The sequence below is a fragment of the Sphingobacterium sp. CZ-2 genome (assembly GCF_004526235.1).
Lineage (GTDB): Bacteria > Bacteroidota > Bacteroidia > Sphingobacteriales > Sphingobacteriaceae > Sphingobacterium > Sphingobacterium tenebrionis.
Map to the genome: position 1 here is coordinate 3,844,621 of NZ_CP038159.1, position 17,402 is coordinate 3,862,022.

A 17,402-nucleotide genomic window follows, 5' to 3' on the forward strand; every position below is an offset into this window, starting at 1 on the left:
TTTCCAACAAATTTATACTAGCTTAAATTAAAATGAAGATATTTCAAACGATCTGTTTGCTGTTTCTATGCCTTACTTTTCCTTCGGCATACGCACAGGAAACAAAAGAATTGACCATTGCCGGAACAGTGGTTAATGAACAGGGCAACCCCATGCCAAGTGTAACAATTTTTATCAAAGACCGCCCATCTGCAGGTACATCTACCGATGCTGATGGTAAGTTCAACATCCAAGCGATATATGGGGATAAGATTGTATTCAGTCATACGGGATATGAGAATGTAGAACATGTTGCTGTGGAATCTACGACAGCCCTACGCATTCAAATCGCTGAGAAAAGTGCCGACATCGATGAAGTCATAGTGGTTGGACTTGGAAATACCCAGCGTAAGATTAGCTCTGTAGGAGCTATCACCACCGTTGATGTGAAATCGCTACAGACACCGGCACCTTCCATGGCCAATCTATTGGGTGGTCGTGCTGCTGGGGTTATCTCTTTGCAGTCAAGCGGTGAACCGGGGAAAAACATTTCCGAATTCTGGGTTCGTGGTATCGGTACATTCGGTGCTAATAGTAGCGCCCTGGTATTGATCGACGGTCTAGAAGGTGACCTGAACACCATTGACCCTGCCGATGTGGAAAGCTTTTCCATCCTAAAAGATGCTTCAGCCACTGCAGTTTACGGGGTAAGGGGTGCAAATGGTGTGGTATTGGTAACCACGAAAAGGGGGTTGGTAGACCGGATCCAGATCACGGCCAGAGCCAACTCTACCTTATCGGTCCTGAATAAATTACCTAACTACTTAGGTGCTTATGAATATGCGCAATTAGCGAATGAAGCAACTGCCGTTCGCGGACAAAGCCCATTGTACGATCAAACAGAAATGGGGATCATCCGGGATGGATTAGACCCAGATATGTATCCGGATGTGAATTGGCAAAATGAAATCCTGAACAAAAACTATTGGAGGCAGAGTTATTATGTTTCCGGTAGAGGTGGTTCAGAGGTAGCTCGCTACTTCTTAAGTTTGGGAGGTAAGAGTGAAACTGCTGCTTATAAGGTAGACAAGAATAGTGTATATAGTTCGAATGTGGGATTTGACACGTATAACTACCGCATCAACCTGGATCTGAACCTGACCAAGACCACGAAAGTCTTCTTGGGATCCGATGGTTTCCTTTCTAAATTAGACCAACCTGGTGTGGCCAATACGGAATACATCTGGAGAACACAATCCAGATTGACGCCATTGTCCATTCCTACACAATATTCGAACGGCATGCTTCCGGGAATCGGAGGCGACGACCGTTCATCGCCGTATGTGATGATCAACCGCACGGGTAGAGCATCCGATCAAGCCTTTAAAGGAAAGGTTACATTGGCGTTGAACCAAGACCTGAACCCTTTGGTGAAAGGTTTGAAATTCCGCGCGCAAGGAGCTTACGATATCCACAGTTTCTTTAATGAAAGAAGAAGGGTACAACCGGCATTACATAAAGCATTGAGCCGTGCGGCTGATGGTTCATTGGTGATGCAAGAAGTGGTACAGGAGCAAAAGGCTACTTATACCAAAGGCATCAGCCAATACCGTAAGTTCCACTTGGAATCGGTCCTTAATTACGACCAGCAATTTGGAACGGATCATCGTACTTCCGCTCTGGTATACTACTACATCAGTGATGCGAAGAATACCGTTGATGCAACGGGCAACTTAGAGGCGATTCCTTTGCGCTATCAAGGGGTATCCAGTCGATTGACCTACGGATTCCGGGATACTTATCTATTGGATGTGAACTTCGGGTACACCGGTTCTGAAAACTTCCAGCCGGGCAGACAATATGGATTTTTCCCATCAGTTGCTTTAGGATGGGTTCCAACAAGCTATAAATTCATGCAGGAATCAGCTCCTTGGTTGAACTACTTCAAGATCAGGGCATCCTACGGTTCCGTGGGTAATGACCGTATATCCAGCATTCGATTCCCCTATTTGACGAAAGTGGATGTTAAAGATGATGATGTATGGGGTGTTGGAGGCATTGAAACCATTATGGAAACCCGTATTGGAGCAGATAATTTGGCCTGGGAAAGAGCTGTGAAGTCTAACATTGGTTTTGAAGGAAAGCTCTTCAACAATAAAATCGACTTTGTAATCGATTTCTTTAGCGATCAGCGGAACGGTATTTTCCAACAACGTGTTCAGGTTCCTGAATATGTGGGGGTAATTTCGAATCCATTTGCCAATGTAGGCCGCATGAAGAGTTCGGGTATCGATGGAAACTTGAGCTACACCACCAACCTGTCCAAAGATTTTGGAATCACCTTAAGAGGTAATTTCACCTATTCTAAAAACGTTGTTCAAAACTGGGAGCAGGCTTATTTAGAATATCCATATTTAGAATTCAATGGCTTTCCATACAACTCCATTCGGGGTTATCAAGCCTTGGGACTATTCAAGAACGAGGAGGAAATCAAATATAGCCCTAAACAAACTTTTGGCACCGTACTTCCTGGCGACATCAAATACAAAGATGTGAATGGTGACGGTACGATCGATAAATTGGATATGGTTCCTTTAACCCACAGTAACTATCCATTAACGATGTTTGGTTTCGGAGGAGAATTCCGCTATAAGGCACTAACCTTAGGTGTATTGTTCAAAGGGACTGGAAGAACGAATTTCTTCTATGTAGGACAGCGTATGCAAGTGAATAATGTTTGGGAAACCAATGGAATGGGCTATATGCCGTTCTTTGAAGGGAACCTAGGGAATGTTCTGGATATTGCCGCTGATCCCGCAAACCGTTGGATACCGATGGACTATGCCATAGCAAATGGCATCGATCCTTCCTTGGCTGAAAATCCGAATGCAAGATTCCCACGTTTACAATATGGAAATAACCAGAACAACAGCCAGATCTCCAATTTCTGGCAAGGTGATTCCCGCTATATCCGTTTGGAAGAGATCACCTTGAACTACAATGTGAACCCTAATTTCATGAAGCGTATCGGGGTATCTTCAATGGACATCCAATTTGTAGGAAACAACCTGTACGTTTGGGATAAGGTCAAAATTTTTGATCCCGAGCAAGCCGCATGGAATGGCCGTAAATATCCAATTCCATCAACTTATTCTGTACAGTTGTACTTGAACTTCTAACCCTTAACCGTAAAGACAATGAAAAAACAACTCATAAAAAGGATCGTGCAAGCAGGGCTTTTGGTTACTACGGTATTCATGAGCAGCTCTTGTAAAGACTATCTAAATATCGACAATTATTTCGATGACGAATTCAATATTGATTCTGCCTTCAGTAACACCCGTAATATAGAGGCCTTCATGTGGGGTGCAGCATCGATGTTCCCAGATGAATCCAATACCGTAAGGTTTGGCTTCACTCCTGGACCAATGGCAACCGATGAAGGATTCAATGGATTGACCGGAACCGGAACCACCAACGTGTATTACGGGATGGATTTTGTAACTGGGAACATCACGCCAGATTATTACGGAGCAGGTGCTGGAGCCAACGATTACAACTTGAATCAGTGGAATCGCTATTACAAGATCATCCGTAAAGCAAATAGTATCTTGGCCAATCTGGATGTACCAAGAGATCTAACGAATGCCGATCGATTACGTATCGAGGGGTATACCCGCTTTATCCGAGCTTATGCTTATTATAACATCATAGTGGATTACGGTCCGGCCATTTTATTGGGCGATGAGGTGGTTAACACGAATGAGCCGATCGAATATTACGACCGCCCTAGAGCAACCTATGATGAGACCATGGAATACACCTGTGCGGAATTTGAAAAAGCCGCTGCATTGATGCCGAAAGAAATCTCCATTCTGGATTTCGGTCGTCCGAGCCAGGGCGCTGCCTATGCCTTGATCGCTCGCTTGAGATTGATCCATGCATCTCCATTGTTCAATGGTGGACCAGTAGCCAATTCCTATTTTGGAAACTGGACACGTAAAACAGATAATGTACATTATGTTTCCCAACAATATGATGAGAAACGATGGGCGGTAGCCGCTGCAGCCGCCAAACGCGTGATGGAAATGGGGAAATACAAACTCTATACCGTTGTTGCTGATGCAAATACGCCTGAGTTACCAAAAAATGTCACTTCCGACCCCAACTTCTATAGTGCCTTCCCGAATGGAGCAGGTGGTATTGATGCCTTCAAATCCTACTCGGATATCTTTACCGGAGAAGCAGTACCTGGAATCAATCCGGAGGTTATCTGGGGAAGAAACACAGAATACCTGAATGCTTATATCAATTTAGGTTCCTTTCCACCTTCCTTAGGCGGTTGGGGTAGGTTCTGTGTTACCCAAAAGGTAGTTGATGCTTATTTAATGGATGATGGTCGCACGAAAGAAGAAGCTTCGGTAGATGGCTATTATTCAGAGACAGGTTTTACCACATCTCCTAAAAGATTCTCAGGTTATCCATTGAATTCTGGTGTTTACAATATGTACAACAATCGCGAAATGCGTTTCTATGCATCGGTCGGATTCAACGAAGCCGTTTGGCAAGCAGGATCAAGTACGACCTTGAACAATTATACCGCGAAATATTATTACCAAGATGCAGATGGTCGTGGCGGAGTTACTGCCACTTCACCTAACTATCCGATCACAGGTTATGTGATCAAGAAATACAACCACCCTATGGATGCATTTCAAGGTACGGGTGCACGTAGGATCAAAAAAGCATACTCGATTATCCGGTATGCCGAAATCCTGTTATCCTATGCAGAAGCGTTGAATAACATCACGGGTAGTCACTCTGTTCAATTAGGCGATAAAACCTATACCATCAGCCGTGATGCGGAAGAGATCCAGAAAGCATTCAACCAGGTTCGTTATAGAGCAGGACTTCCAGGGTTGACAAGTTCACAAACAGGAAGCAGAGCTGAAATTCAGAAACAGATTGAACGCGAACGTATGGTAGAATTCCTTTGGGAAAACAGACGCTATTATGATGTTCGACGCTGGGGAATCATGGAAGAAACCGAACGTGAACCTATCCGTGGTATGAACCCGGATGGTGCTACGAAGGAGACCTATTACCAACGCGTAATCCCTGGTACTTCCTCTTTCTTAACCCGTGTAGTGGACAAAAAACTGGTTTGGGTTCCGATTCCACGTACAGAAATGAGAAGATTGCCTTCTTTGGATCAAAACCCAGGTTATTAGGAAATTTAAAATAGAGCAACATGAAACGTAAATATATAGCGATGTTGGCACTTCCCTTGGTGCTGACTTCATGCAAGGACAACGAGATTTTTGAAAAGGAAATGTATAAAAATGTGGTGGCCTTGATCAGCAGCAGTTACCATAATACTTTTCAGGAAGTAGTCCCTTTAACCGGTGAGGAATATACCGGGTATATCGCAGCTTCCTCTGGCGGTACAGATGTTCCGGCAAGCAATATGGTCATCCAATTGGAGGAAGACCAAGCTGCCTTGGATAAATACAATAGGGCCCTTTATGATGCGGATGAAAAACTCTATGCAAAGCTTCTTCCTCGCGACAAGTATGTGATCGAAGATTATAAGATCCAGATCAATGCTGGCGAACGCACAGGAAGGACCATGGTTAAATTACGTGCTGATGGTCTTTCTCCTGATTCGACTTATTTTATTTCCCTAAAAGCCACGGAAACCCCTGGGGTGGAACTTAACACACTAAAGAGCACTATTCTTTACCAGATCCAGATAAGGAATGATTATGCATCTCAGGCGACGAACTCCCTTTACACCATGACCGGAGCTGCAAATGAAATAGTCACTGCAGGAAACAAAAAAATGTTCCCTCTAGCCAAAAACACCGTAAGATTAATTACCGGAACGGAAGCCTTTGAAAACAATCTGGAGCACATCAATAAAACTTCCATGGTTTTAGAGGTGGACGAAGATAAAAAAGTAACCATCAAACCCTTTAAAGATCTTCAGATCAAACAGCTCGATGGGGACAGTAGATATCCTAACACGTATACTTTAGAGGAGATTTATGGAAGAAAGTTCCATGTTTTTCTGTTGAGTTATGAGTATACCATCAACAAAAAAACAATCCACATGCAAGAGGAACTCCGGATGGAAATCACCAATTAAAATTTATAAAAGCGACCCTCGGGTCGCTTTCTTTTATTTGATGAAGGCTTTACAAGCCAATTTTGCAATTAGCAGAACTTTCCCTTCCCCACTTTGTTATAATAGAAAGAGCGATCATGAGCAAACAGGAAAAAGCCCCATACAGAGAATCAGAACAAATCAAGGAAACGGAGAAAAACAGGAAATATCCCACTCCAGAGGAAAAGAAAACCAACGTGGAAGACAATACAGGAAAAAGGCCAGAAAAGGACACTAATCCCCTGCCTCCAAACCCAAATAAAGTAGATGACCACGATTAAAGCAGTCGTTTCCTATTAGTTAATACAATTAAAACAGTTTTAATAGCCCCTTCTATCCAATAAATGTTGTTGATTTTAGTTTTTCTTAGCTTTAAACAAGAAAGGCATGATCGCAATCTTGAAATAATACGCATAAACCGATCATTTAAAATAATGTTTTTCAAATTTGCGGATTCTCATTGGATTCAATTATATTTTCGGAAATTAAGGGCATGACAGAGAAAAACAACTACTTGATCTATATACGTGTTATTGCAACTATCTTTGTAGTTTTGATACATGCCTCGACAGGCTTTCTTTACCGGATCAATACAGCGGGATTTGATTGGAATTACGCCAATTGGATCAATGCTGCCACCAGATGTTCTGTACCTATTTTTATTATCATTTCCGGGTTTTTGCTGATCCCTAAGGATGAAGACACCTGGACTTTCTACAAAAAACGTATTCCGAAGTTACTTTATCCTTTTGCCTTCTGGACCCTTGTCTACTTGATCTATTATTTCTACCGGTATACCAATTTTGAGTCACTATCCACAGAAAAAATATGGTCCATTAGTTTTGATAAGATTCTACATGGAGCCAATGCCCACCTATGGTATCTATATATGATCATAGGGCTTTACCTGGCGATCCCCTTTCTAAGAAAATTACTGATACGATCTTCCACCAGTGAAATGGAAGTGTTTTTGGTTCTGTGGTTATTATCGATGTGCTTCAGCAATAAATCATTGTACAAAGTCATGCCCAAATTTGATCTGACCTTTTTTTCGGGTTATGTTGGTTACTTGGTTTTGGGATACTACTTAAGCGTTAAAAACTTTGATTTTAAAAAGAGCTGGTTTGTATTTGCTTTTCTTTATTTATTGATGGTTGTCATCGGCGCCGTCGGCACGAACATCCTTAACCAAGGAGCTAAAAGGCTGGATCCCTTCTTTTATAATTATGTTTTTGTAACCACTACCATCGCCGCCGGATCACTCTTTCTTTGGGTTAAGGAATGGACCCAGAATCTTCAAGTTCCAGCTTGGATAGCAACAATTGACAAATATAGCTTTGGGATTTACCTTTGCCATATTATTCCGTTGAACTTCTTGCATCCACTGATTTCCAAATTTTTCAGCACAGCTTGGGTTATCCCTCTAGCAACCATCAGCACGATCATAGTTTCCATAGGTATTACGTTTTTAATTCGAAAGCTGCCCTATGGAAAATATGCCAGTGGCTAGAAAAGAATTGCTAACAAGACTGATGAATTCGCACTTCTTGCGGCTTCATATGAAAATATACAAAATACACCTTGACGAAATGATGCCAATATTTAAAACCGGTCAAGAAAGCAATCTCCTTGATTTCTAATTCAGAGTTTAAAAGAAGATCTTTTGCACGCTTTAATTTTTGCTTTCGGATATAGCTGAAAACCGTATCGCCAAATATATCCTTGAACGCATTTTTCAATTTATATTCATTGATTCCAAATTTACGCATTATTGTTTTTAAATGTAATCCTCATGAAAATGTTCATTTAAATACCTACTTATACTAAGAATAGTTTCCACATCATGCTGAGACCATTTTTTAACGGTCAGCTGATTGCTCGCACCAGCAAAAACAGTAATGATCAATTCTAATGCCTTTGTTCTAATAAACTGTTTGGCAAATTCTGATTGATAGGAGTGATTCAACAATTCCTCGATTAAACTTTTTTGATATTCATTGATCAGGGCTGCATCCCGGTAAAAGGTATAATTCTTTAATAAAAAATGTTCCTTTAGTTGTTTTTCGGAATAACCCTGTGTTTTAAGCAATTCAAATAAAAAATCCTCCTCAATGTGAATATCTAAAACCTTTCTAGAACTGGTATACTCAATAAATCCATTAGTTTTAGGGATATTGATAAATTGATAATGATTTCCTGGAATAACAATAGCCATTTTATTGACACTTTCAAAATTGGAATTCCCTTCTATTTCCATATTTCTAAAGTTCCATTGCTATTGTTAAAAGGCTTCTTACGTCCAAGATCCTCACTCTCCAAACAAATGGGGATTGGAAGAATGAAGGAATAGCATGGCCGTTTTTGTCTCTCGAAAAGAGTAGAGGGGTATGTTGTTAGGTTATTGGCCGAGCTAATTAACCTGCCAATGGTATATCCTAACTTATATCTGGATAAGCATATAACAATATAACTATATATCCATACATTGGTATAGATCACATCCGGATACATAAATACATATGTATGTACATACACGGATTAATAGATATTCGGATACGTTTATATCGTGGTATGCAGATATATTGGATGGTATTGTGTTCGGAATGTTGTCCATCCGTCCCATCCTTAACCTCCCTTCCTGCCTTTGATAGGTCCTCCCGGATTGTCCGATCCAATAGAATACTTTTTGGCCTATTCTATGGGAAATCAAAATCCCAGCTTTTTCCCAATAGTGAGTGTTGGAATATTCCCCCCAACAATTTTCTGGTTTCTGACCTTGTTCTGTATCCTATCCTTTCGGTGTCAGGATTTACTTTTGCTATTGGATTACCATCAATGGGTTCCCTGACAGCCTTTTGATATTCTCGAATAGAAGTTCCTTAAACTCTGAATCCGAATAACTTGAGAATATCTGTGCCATACTGAATACGTTTGAATAGCACAATGTTCGACGAGACTCACTGAGGGACTGTTCACTAATTCGAATTTAATTTTGATTTGTAGGATCAATAGTTTGTCTTCTGTATGTTGGTTTGGATATCGAAATAATATCATAGTGTACAGAGACTGACCTTTTTTTAACCAGTTTTTTTACAAGTATTTGTATTCAATATATTTCAAAAATCTGTTAAGATGGTGGACCATGAAATATCGAGACTTTTTCTAACTATACTATTTAAAGTCAAAGCAGCTTATGGCTTTTTTTCAAATTCGATACTAAGCAATTCGGGGGTGGGGTGAAAAGACCATTTGGAAATTAAGCAACAAAGAGAACAGATTTGGATTTTTTTCAATTATCTGTAACATTATGAGTAGTTCTGTATTTATCAAAGTATAATGGAAATCTATCGTAATGGAATTCGAACATCTATATAAAGAATACTCTAGTAAAATATTCAGGGTCTGCTTTGGCTATTTCAATGATACAGAAATGGCCAAGGACGTGATGCAGGATACTTTTATTACGGTTTTTACCAACCTGAAAGAGATCAAACATCAAGAAAATATAGCCGGATGGATCTACAGAATCGCAAGTAACAAATGCCTGAGACAAATCGAGAATGAAAAGAAAAAACAACTTGGTAGTGAATATAGTTTTTTAAATCATGAGGAAACAGATCACCGTGTGGAAGACGCAAACTTTGTCAGGCTACACCGGTGCATTGCTGAACTTCCGGATATGGACAGACTGATCATCGGCTTTTATCTGGAAGATCTAAAGCAGGATAAAATCGCTGAAATATTAGGACTGAGCCACTCCAACGTACGGGTTCGTATCCATAGAATAAAAGAAGTACTATCAAAAAAAATGAAGGAAGATGAATAATTTTTTGGACTTAAAAAAAACCTGGCAATCATTGGAGGTGGACGCGGACGAATCGTTCAATGAATTTAGCCAAACCCTGCAACAATGGAGAAAAAGGAAAAGGATGGCTATTCTCCTTTGGTTCATTGCCGCTATATTTTTTTCGGCAATATGCTTTGCCTACGTTATACATACAGATGAACTGAACAGCATTTATAAAAGCATTTCAGAAATCATCCTGCTCGTGATTTCGGTTCATCTGTTCGGATATTCCTGGGGCAGGATTACCGGAGAACGGAAAGAATATCTGTCGAACAGTACCGATTTTATACGGACTCTTCCGGATATCTATTTGAAGCAAGGGCAACGTGACCTGATGATGTTCTGTATTGTAACCACATTCTTGCTTATTTCGGTTTATCTACATTTTTTAGATTCAATGTTTAAATCTCCTGCCGGCGTTATGCTTTCATCAACACTTTTATTGACCCTTATAAGCATTGTATGGATAATTTTGAAACCCATCCTCTCGAAAAGGATAAAAAGAAAGAACCAAAGACTATCATCCAAAATAGTAGAAATCTTCCAATATGATTAAAAATATTATTTTCCTTTTGCTTGTTTGTAAACCGATTTTCGTGTTTGGCCAAACAAAAAGCATCTTGGTCAATGGAGTTAACAGGAAATACATTATTTATACTCCGAAAGATTACTCCGTTGACAAATCTTACCCGGTAGTCTTCAATTTTCATGGCGGAGGAATGACGCCTGCCGAGCAGATGCTCTACACAGGTATGAACAGAACGGCTGATAGGCATGGATTTATCGTTGTCTATCCAAAGGGAGTAAACGAAGATTGGAATGTAGGTTATGGAATGTCCTACAAAGACGGGACTGACGATATAGGTTTCGTGGACAGCCTTCTCTCGCATATCGAAAAGGAACATAACATTATAAAGAATAAAGTTTTTGCTACCGGACTGTCACGTGGAGGATTTTTCTGCCATAGGATTGCATCGGAACTGCCACATCGGTTTTCTGCAATCGCAAGCATCGGGGCAAATCTTCCCGATTCGGTAGCCTACCACCATAAGCCGGAAAACCCGATTTCTGTCCTGATGGTGAACGGAAAGGCAGATCAGATTGTCAAATATGATGGAAAAAAAGGTGGCTATTTTTCTGCTCTGGATACCTATAGTTTTTGGAAAACGAACCTCTTTACTATTGAAAAAATTAAACCTCTTTATACAGACAGAAAAACAGAAAATGGAAAATCGATAACGATTTTGGAAACAAAAAATACAGATCGAATCCTGACATTGATCACGATCGAAGACGGGGGCCACACCTGGCCAGGAGCGGATGACTTCAACATAGGCCTGCCGATCGGACCTACATCGAAGGAACTTGATATCAATGAATATATGTGGAATTTTTTCAATCAAAAGTAATGATCTTAAAATACCTGTCGCGTAAAATTTCACTTTTGGAGAAGCCGGTTAACTTTTGGAAGGTAACGAGTTATATCGTGTTATGTTTACTTCAGCCTTCAGTTGCAGCCGCTCAATCGTTACAGGAAATAGATGTTCTTCTAAAAAAGGAAAATCTTTCAGGGGCTGTTTATTCGGTTGTTAATAACGGACAGATTACTTCGTATAGTTCCGGACTCAAAAACAGGCGTACGGGCGACCCAATGCTTAGGGATGATAAGGTACATGTCGGTTCCTTAACCAAGACCTTCCTTGCAATGGGGATCTTGCGATTGGCTACCCAGAATATGCTCAATCTGGATGACCCGATAAAGAAATATTTGAAAGACCTGCCTATGGACAACCCTTGGGAAAATTCAAACCCTGTTACGATTCGGCATCTGCTCGACCATACTTCTGGCATGTCCGACATTCGACTGTGGCACTTCTTCAGTACGGGCTCAACCGCCCAAACACCATTAAAAGAGTTTTACGAAAGGAATCCCGAGCTACTGGATATACATGTTAAGCCCGGATCATTATTTTCTTATTCCAATATGGGGTATACGCTGCTTGGCATGCTGATAGAAGCTTTCGTAAAGGAACCATACGAAGATTATCTCGACAGAAACCTTCTCCGGCCCATTGGTCTTAAGAACAGCACTTTCCATTTCAGATCCCAGCAAAAAGACAAAAAGCTGGCCATGGGGCATTTTGACAATGGAGATCCTGCCTTTGCAATGCCGATATATGTGCGTCCAGCAGGCCAGTTTACAACTACAGCTGAGGATATGGGAAAATTTTTGCAGTTTTTGCTCAACGGTGGGCGATTAAATGACCAGGAATTCATCAGAAAGGAGTTCATCGATCAAATGGGAAGACCGGTAAATACCATTGCCGCAAAAAATGGACTGAGATTGGGCTATGCTCTGGGAGCTCTCTCCAGAGATCGCCATGGTGTTGTCGGGGTAGCCCATACGGGAAACACGATTGGCTTCCGGGCGATGTATTACCTCTTTCCAAAAGAAAAAAAAGCATTTTTCATAGCGCATAATATGGACAGCGAAACGGCCGATTATGAACTGTTCAATAAAGCCTTAATTGATCATCTGGATATGGATACTTTACAATTGCATGTCGGTTCCGTAAAGAGGTCGTCGGTTGTACAGGATTCCGAATGGGAAGGTTATTATGTCCCTGTCTTTACAAAGATTCATCCCATGGAACTCATTGATGTCATCTGCGGATATACTGTTGTGAAAAATATCGGAAACGATATTTCTATCCGACCCTTTCAAAAGAAAGAAATTTTTGCAAAGACAATAGGTAACGCGCTGTTTGTTGCACAGGCTAGAACAGCAGCTTCCTATTTGTTCTATAATGATGGATCGGGCGAAACATTTCTCACCACCGGCGCAATGACCTTAAAAAAGATAGGCGGCTGGAAAATTTACCTGACCACCATTAGTGTTGTTCTTGGGGTCGTAGCGGCATTATTCCTCATCCTTGGTTTCATCATTAATTTATTCAGGAGAAAATGGAAATATTTCAGATCAACGTCTATGTTCTGTATTTCGACGTTGATATTGTTCACGTTATCCTTACTATTTGTATCAAGTATTGATATGATAAGAATAGGAAATAAATCCCCTCCTACTATGCTGATCTATGCGTGTACCTTTTTACTTCCGGCTGGTTGTTTTATATCTCTGATAAATTATGGATCAACGTTAAGTAAAAGTATAAAACGCATTGATTTTTGGCTGATGGTTTTGGTTTCACAATTCGTTATAACACTCTGGTCATATAATCTGATACCCTTTGCAGCATGGGACTGATGAAATCAATTAACAGATCGCGGTTTATTCTGAAACATTTGGTTTAACATTAATTAATAATAAACATAGTAAAGTATGAAAAAGACAAATTTTAAAATTAGATTTTGCAAGACTTTAGTTTTGATGGTTGCACTCATAAACTTTGTGGGTTGCAGCAAAGATGATGATAACCCCAATCAGGGAACAGGTTCAATTGACGTTGCAGTAGGTACATATAAGGGCGCCTATAGAATTGATGGTGTCAATTATTTTAATGCTGTATTAATTGTTTCGAAAGTAGATGATAATCGCCTAAAATTCGATGCTAAAGCTGGAGAACCATATTCACATGCAGCTTCCAGGACCATTCGGGCAAAAGCTGATGTTCCAGGGCTTGTCAATGGAGATGATGCCCAAGGGCTATTTGGTTACAAGATTGCGGAGAAAAAATTAACTTTGGTTGTGAATACACTGGAAATCCCATATAGCTTTGAGGGAGAAAAACAGTAGTTTTAGAATTGGTACCAAAGACCGGTCTAACTGAAGAATTTGGGATGTGATGCATTTTACATCCTAAGTCCTTTTTCTTGTGATTTGCTGATCAAGGCTATATCGCTGCAGTTTGATGATGGGCTTTTGGACTGAAAGATTGTTTATTTCGATGCTCAGGTGTTCCGATATGTTATCAGGGAATAAGGTCCAGCTCTCTGCGTGAGCTTTTGGTCCTAGGCATGAAAGTCGCTGAGATCGTTCTTGTATTGATCCTATAGTTGCTTACAGTCCATTTAGAAGAACAGACCTACCAACTGGGCCCTTACTGGATGGTTATCCAAATATCTTCTTTAAAAAAAGCCCGAATTCCGTAGTCATTCAAGCACCCTCACTCACCAGGATCCAATCCCTTGTGATGATCTGTCCGGTATCCAGGACCGTCCAGCGACGACGACGGATATGTAAGTATCTGTTTCATACGAAATACGTTTGTATAGCACAATGTTCAGAGGGATTCATAATGGGATTGGTCACTATCTATTCTTTTGGGTTTTTTCACAAGGTCTATACCATTAGGTTTTTACACATTTTCAATAGATTTCCTTATATCTAGAGAAGCTTGGGACCATCATCGATTATTTTTTCAGATATTTTTGGATTTTTAATCATTGACTTGATCTAAGGAAAATTAGCGTTGATAATAGATTATAAAACGCTTTATGAATCACAAAAAGGGAAACAACTCAATAATTGCGACCATTTAAAAGTTTTTATAGGTTTACTAATCTGATTGCTCTTCTCTTTGCACCCTTCGAAGGTCATATGTTGAATGTCTTTTAGACAAATCAGTTCATTGGTCAAGCCAATGAACGATATTAAGCAGAAACTGTGCATTTTGGTAAGCAGAAGGATGATTCATTCCTCTTTTTTCACTTTTGATGCCATGGAGTTGTGCCGAAAAAGGTGCGCCATCCCCGAAGATCACAATCCTCCCTTTCCCAAAGCGGAGATAAGCACCGTTTGCAAACCCTTTGCCCGACAATCGGGGAATATTGTCTGGAATAGGCCTTTTTATCTGATCCGCATCATTAGGTAGAAAAATTTCATATTCTTCGTTCAACAGAGAAATAATATATGCGGTCGTTGGGACTATAAATCCCGTTCCACTCCAGCACATGATACTGTCTATTTCCTTACCTGGTACCGTAGTTATTTCGTTGGATAACAGTGTTTCTCTATGCTTTGAAAATATTTCCGGACGTCCATTCTTAGGTAACGCAAAACCGTTCACGATATGAATGCCAAATGCCTCACCAAGAGTTTGCACTGAGCCTCCACATGGCATATGGTCGGTGACTAGAAATAGGCTTCCGCCATCAGATACCCATTGCCGGAGAGTTTCTATCTCCTGATCGGTAAAGGCTGAATATGTGGGTAAATTCCAGTTTTCCAGATTATATAAGGCATTTATGCTGATATAGATTTTCACCTCCTTTAATTGATCGTAAGAGATTTTTTCCTTCGCACTTTGGAGACGATATCCGTCAGCTTGCAGGAGATCTGAAAATGGTGCGTAAGCTCCTCTCAAAGTAACTGGATTGTTGTGTGCCTCGTCAAATAGGAGTATCGGTCCATCACCTATCCGGTGCCGCGGATCGGTGATGGGATAATGGAACTGTTCATCTGCTATCTGTTGTGCACTAAGCTGAGCTGTACCCACCAGCAGTAGGAACAAACTGGAAATAAATCTGTTCATATTATTTTTTTGAGTAGGATTATTGGTCAGTTTTTATCCAAACATCATTTTCGAAACACTGCATCTGCTCTATTTTTCCATTGGCAACAGAAAATGTCAATGGAAATGTGCCATCATCATTGAGGAAGAAAAATTCCGAGCGAGGAGTAAATAAAATTGTTATGTTATCCCACAATTGTGTAAGCGTTAAGCCTGTTGAGGAGGGGTCTATTTGAATCTTAAAGTTGTAGTCATTTACCTTTAGGTAAGTTCCGGCAAGCTGTTTCAGTTGAGATGTGGTTAAACTCGCAATTTTATTGGGGTCAAATGGCACGCGCTCACAGATAATTCTACCCAGGATCTTGGTTTGGCTAAAATCACCTGAGCTATTTTTTAAAAACTCAATTGAATATCCTTCATTTTTGGATTCAAAATGTGTATCATCTTTACGGACCAGCCGATATCTTTTTTTCTGATCCCACAGCTGTGTGGCATAAAGGTTATTATCTTGCTCTTCAAAAGCAATGAAAGCCACTTTATTGGGTAGCTGGTAGTAGCCCTGAAATGATTTTAGCGGAACAAGCTGTTGTTGCTGGGAGGCATCTTTAGGGGCGGTCTGTGCGAATGTATCGATCGAAGAAAAAAGGCAACATGCTCCCACCAGAAGACCATATGTTGCTGTGCAAAATTGGCGGATCGCTTTCGAGCTCCCGCTTGGTTTGATGTATTGTATCATAATTCTTTTTGTTGATATGATGCAAGAGTAGGTCTTTTTGATCGGCTAACAGTCCGAATGGATGCAATCGAACAAACTTCATTGTGCACCGTTAATTTGATTGTTTACTATGGACTTTCATATATTCTGTTGGCGTGATACCGGTTATTTTTTTGAAGCTGCTATAAAAAGTTGTTCTTGAATTGAAACCTGCCCTTATTGCGATTCCAAACATATCAAGTTGTTTGGCCTCTTCGGATAATAAAAGTTTTTTCGCTCTCTCCGTCCTAAGCTCGTTGATAAACTGGTAAAAATTTTTTTCCAATCCATTGTTTATGATATAGGAAAGATCATGCGGATTGATTCCGATATGGTCCGCAAGGGATGATAGTGTTAATCCAGGATCGAGATATAGCTTTTCAGCTGTTGTTTTCTGCAATAATTTTTCTTTTAATGTGTCTACCTGTTGTGCTGTCAGCCGCTCTTCGGCCTTGACCTTTTTATGCTCCGTTTCGTTGATCAGGTTTTCTGTAGACTCAATTGTGTAAATTGACCGTTGTGTTAGCGTTGCGTACCCAAGCGCCACTGAGCCCATAAAATATAGAATTGGAGCCACTGAGCTAAAAACTAAATTTACCATAGCCAGCAGACGGGCAACAATCATAAATAATAGTGCGATCAATAGATATTTCAGCCAGGCCATGTTTATCTTTTCTGTATAGGAAGATAGCTGGCGAATGTTTTTCTGGTGTATTTTGAAAAGGATATAGCAGGCGACCCAATAAAAGATACATTGTGCGAAGAAGAAATATTTGATAGCCAAGATGATCAACTGCGGTAACGGTAGCGGATGGATGTACATATTAAAAAGTCCGGGTATTAAATAGATGATGGAGAAGAAAAGGAAAGCGAGGAACGGAACAAAATGTAGTCCCCAATACCGAATTGTTGCTGTTGGTTTGACCATGTAATGAACGGCCAGGTAGAAACAGGGGAGGGTAGCCCATCTTGGGAGTTCCAGCATAAGGATCAATCCTTCGCTCTCGATATGAAAACCTTCGAGAAAAAGTTGGGTAAATAAGCATCCCATCAAATAATACCATGTTCCTAACCACCGGTCTACTTGGGAAGAAGTGTGGTTCACACCCAAAGAGATTAAGGTGCCGAGCAGCAGAAATGCACCTGCTGAAAAAGCATGAAAGGTATACAGTATATTGATCATGG

15 protein-coding genes are annotated in these 17,402 nt (G+C 40.5%); 10 read left to right on the forward strand and 5 right to left on the reverse strand.

All coding sequences use genetic code 11. The annotated features are described in order from the left end of the window. Positions 1 to 32 precede the first annotated feature (32 nt). The 5 genes from E3D81_RS16755 (at position 33) to E3D81_RS16775 (ending at position 7,655) form a co-directional block, all read left to right on the forward strand. Complete coding sequence (locus E3D81_RS16755) at positions 33 to 3,158, forward strand: SusC/RagA family TonB-linked outer membrane protein (protein WP_134778304.1); 3,126 nt, start codon at positions 33 to 35, stop codon at positions 3,156 to 3,158. An 18-nt stretch (positions 3,159 to 3,176) separates the two neighbouring features. After that, a complete protein-coding gene (locus tag E3D81_RS16760; protein ID WP_134778305.1) occupies positions 3,177 to 5,210 on the forward strand; it encodes a RagB/SusD family nutrient uptake outer membrane protein in 2,034 nt (677 codons plus the stop codon). 20 nt (positions 5,211 to 5,230) lie between these two features. Continuing rightward, the gene (locus E3D81_RS16765) at positions 5,231 to 6,127 is read left to right on the forward strand and encodes a BT_3044 domain-containing protein (RefSeq protein WP_134778306.1); all 897 of its coding nucleotides are present in this window, start codon (positions 5,231 to 5,233) and stop codon (positions 6,125 to 6,127) included. A 116-nt stretch (positions 6,128 to 6,243) separates the two neighbouring features. Continuing rightward, positions 6,244 to 6,426, forward strand: a complete 183-nt coding sequence (locus E3D81_RS16770) for a hypothetical protein (protein ID WP_099365081.1) — start codon at positions 6,244 to 6,246, stop codon at positions 6,424 to 6,426. 212 nt (positions 6,427 to 6,638) lie between these two features. Then, positions 6,639 to 7,655: an acyltransferase gene (locus tag E3D81_RS16775; protein ID WP_134778307.1), complete on the forward strand. Its 1,017-nt coding sequence runs from the start codon at positions 6,639 to 6,641 to the stop codon at positions 7,653 to 7,655. Between the two features lie 10 nt (positions 7,656 to 7,665). On the opposite strand, the gene E3D81_RS16780 is transcribed toward E3D81_RS16775, so the two are convergent. Both E3D81_RS16780 and E3D81_RS16785 read right to left on the reverse strand, forming a co-directional pair. After that, entirely contained in the window at positions 7,666 to 7,914 is a 249-nt protein-coding gene (locus E3D81_RS16780) for a helix-turn-helix domain-containing protein (RefSeq protein ID WP_134778308.1), read from the reverse strand. 8 nt (positions 7,915 to 7,922) lie between these two features. Further along, a complete protein-coding gene (locus E3D81_RS16785) occupies positions 7,923 to 8,402 on the reverse strand; it encodes a hypothetical protein (protein ID WP_134778309.1) in 480 nt (159 codons plus the stop codon). 1,095 nt (positions 8,403 to 9,497) lie between these two features. Between E3D81_RS16785 and E3D81_RS16790 the strand changes: the two genes are divergently transcribed. The 5 genes from E3D81_RS16790 (at position 9,498) to E3D81_RS16810 (ending at position 13,746) form a co-directional block, all read left to right on the forward strand. Beyond that, entirely contained in the window at positions 9,498 to 9,971 is a 474-nt protein-coding gene (locus E3D81_RS16790) for an RNA polymerase sigma factor (RefSeq protein ID WP_099365084.1), read from the forward strand. Beyond that, positions 9,964 to 10,548 (forward strand): hypothetical protein, encoded by a 585-nt coding sequence (locus E3D81_RS16795; RefSeq protein WP_134778310.1) that lies wholly within the window; start codon positions 9,964 to 9,966, stop codon positions 10,546 to 10,548. The genes E3D81_RS16790 and E3D81_RS16795 overlap by 8 nt, the downstream gene beginning before the upstream one ends. Continuing rightward, positions 10,541 to 11,401: an alpha/beta hydrolase family esterase gene (locus E3D81_RS16800; RefSeq protein ID WP_134778311.1), complete on the forward strand. Its 861-nt coding sequence runs from the start codon at positions 10,541 to 10,543 to the stop codon at positions 11,399 to 11,401. The genes E3D81_RS16795 and E3D81_RS16800 overlap by 8 nt, the downstream gene beginning before the upstream one ends. Then, on the forward strand, positions 11,377 to 13,257 hold the full coding sequence (locus E3D81_RS16805) for a serine hydrolase domain-containing protein (protein ID WP_167554360.1): 1,881 nt from the start codon (positions 11,377 to 11,379) through the stop codon (positions 13,255 to 13,257). The genes E3D81_RS16800 and E3D81_RS16805 overlap by 25 nt, the downstream gene beginning before the upstream one ends. Before the next feature lie 75 nt (positions 13,258 to 13,332). Next, positions 13,333 to 13,746, forward strand: coding sequence for a hypothetical protein (locus E3D81_RS16810; protein WP_134778313.1), 414 nt, complete (start codon positions 13,333 to 13,335; stop codon positions 13,744 to 13,746). 832 nt (positions 13,747 to 14,578) lie between these two features. On the opposite strand, the gene E3D81_RS16825 is transcribed toward E3D81_RS16810, so the two are convergent. The 3 genes from E3D81_RS16825 to E3D81_RS16835 all read right to left on the reverse strand — a co-directional run bounded on the left by E3D81_RS16825 (position 14,579) and on the right by E3D81_RS16835 (position 17,400). Next, positions 14,579 to 15,484, reverse strand: a complete 906-nt coding sequence (locus E3D81_RS16825; RefSeq protein ID WP_134778314.1) for a hypothetical protein — start codon at positions 15,482 to 15,484, stop codon at positions 14,579 to 14,581. 19 nt (positions 15,485 to 15,503) lie between these two features. Then, complete coding sequence (locus E3D81_RS16830; RefSeq protein WP_134778315.1) at positions 15,504 to 16,199, reverse strand: hypothetical protein; 696 nt, start codon at positions 16,197 to 16,199, stop codon at positions 15,504 to 15,506. Positions 16,200 to 16,290: 91 nt separating this feature from the next. Beyond that, positions 16,291 to 17,400, reverse strand: coding sequence for an AraC family transcriptional regulator (locus E3D81_RS16835; RefSeq protein ID WP_167554361.1), 1,110 nt, complete (start codon positions 17,398 to 17,400; stop codon positions 16,291 to 16,293). Positions 17,401 to 17,402: the final 2 nt, after the last annotated feature.

Bases quoted from the DNA above. Each gene is read 5' to 3' on its own strand.
- E3D81_RS16755 (WP_134778304.1), top strand. From the start codon at position 33: ATGAAGATATTTCAAACGATCTGTTTGCTGTTTCTATGCCTTACTTTT.
- E3D81_RS16760 (WP_134778305.1), top strand. From the start codon at position 3,177: ATGAAAAAACAACTCATAAAAAGGATCGTGCAAGCAGGGCTTTTGGTT.
- E3D81_RS16765 (WP_134778306.1), top strand. From the start codon at position 5,231: ATGAAACGTAAATATATAGCGATGTTGGCACTTCCCTTGGTGCTGACT.
- E3D81_RS16770 (WP_099365081.1), top strand. From the start codon at position 6,244: ATGAGCAAACAGGAAAAAGCCCCATACAGAGAATCAGAACAAATCAAG.
- E3D81_RS16775 (WP_134778307.1), top strand. From the start codon at position 6,639: ATGACAGAGAAAAACAACTACTTGATCTATATACGTGTTATTGCAACT.
- E3D81_RS16780 (WP_134778308.1), bottom strand. From the start codon at position 7,914: ATGCGTAAATTTGGAATCAATGAATATAAATTGAAAAATGCGTTCAAG.
- E3D81_RS16785 (WP_134778309.1), bottom strand. From the start codon at position 8,402: ATGGAAATAGAAGGGAATTCCAATTTTGAAAGTGTCAATAAAATGGCT.
- E3D81_RS16790 (WP_099365084.1), top strand. From the start codon at position 9,498: ATGGAATTCGAACATCTATATAAAGAATACTCTAGTAAAATATTCAGG.
- E3D81_RS16795 (WP_134778310.1), top strand. From the start codon at position 9,964: ATGAATAATTTTTTGGACTTAAAAAAAACCTGGCAATCATTGGAGGTG.
- E3D81_RS16800 (WP_134778311.1), top strand. From the start codon at position 10,541: ATGATTAAAAATATTATTTTCCTTTTGCTTGTTTGTAAACCGATTTTC.
- E3D81_RS16810 (WP_134778313.1), top strand. From the start codon at position 13,333: ATGAAAAAGACAAATTTTAAAATTAGATTTTGCAAGACTTTAGTTTTG.
- E3D81_RS16825 (WP_134778314.1), bottom strand. From the start codon at position 15,484: ATGAACAGATTTATTTCCAGTTTGTTCCTACTGCTGGTGGGTACAGCT.
- E3D81_RS16830 (WP_134778315.1), bottom strand. From the start codon at position 16,199: ATGATACAATACATCAAACCAAGCGGGAGCTCGAAAGCGATCCGCCAA.
- E3D81_RS16835 (WP_167554361.1), bottom strand. From the start codon at position 17,400: ATGATCAATATACTGTATACCTTTCATGCTTTTTCAGCAGGTGCATTT.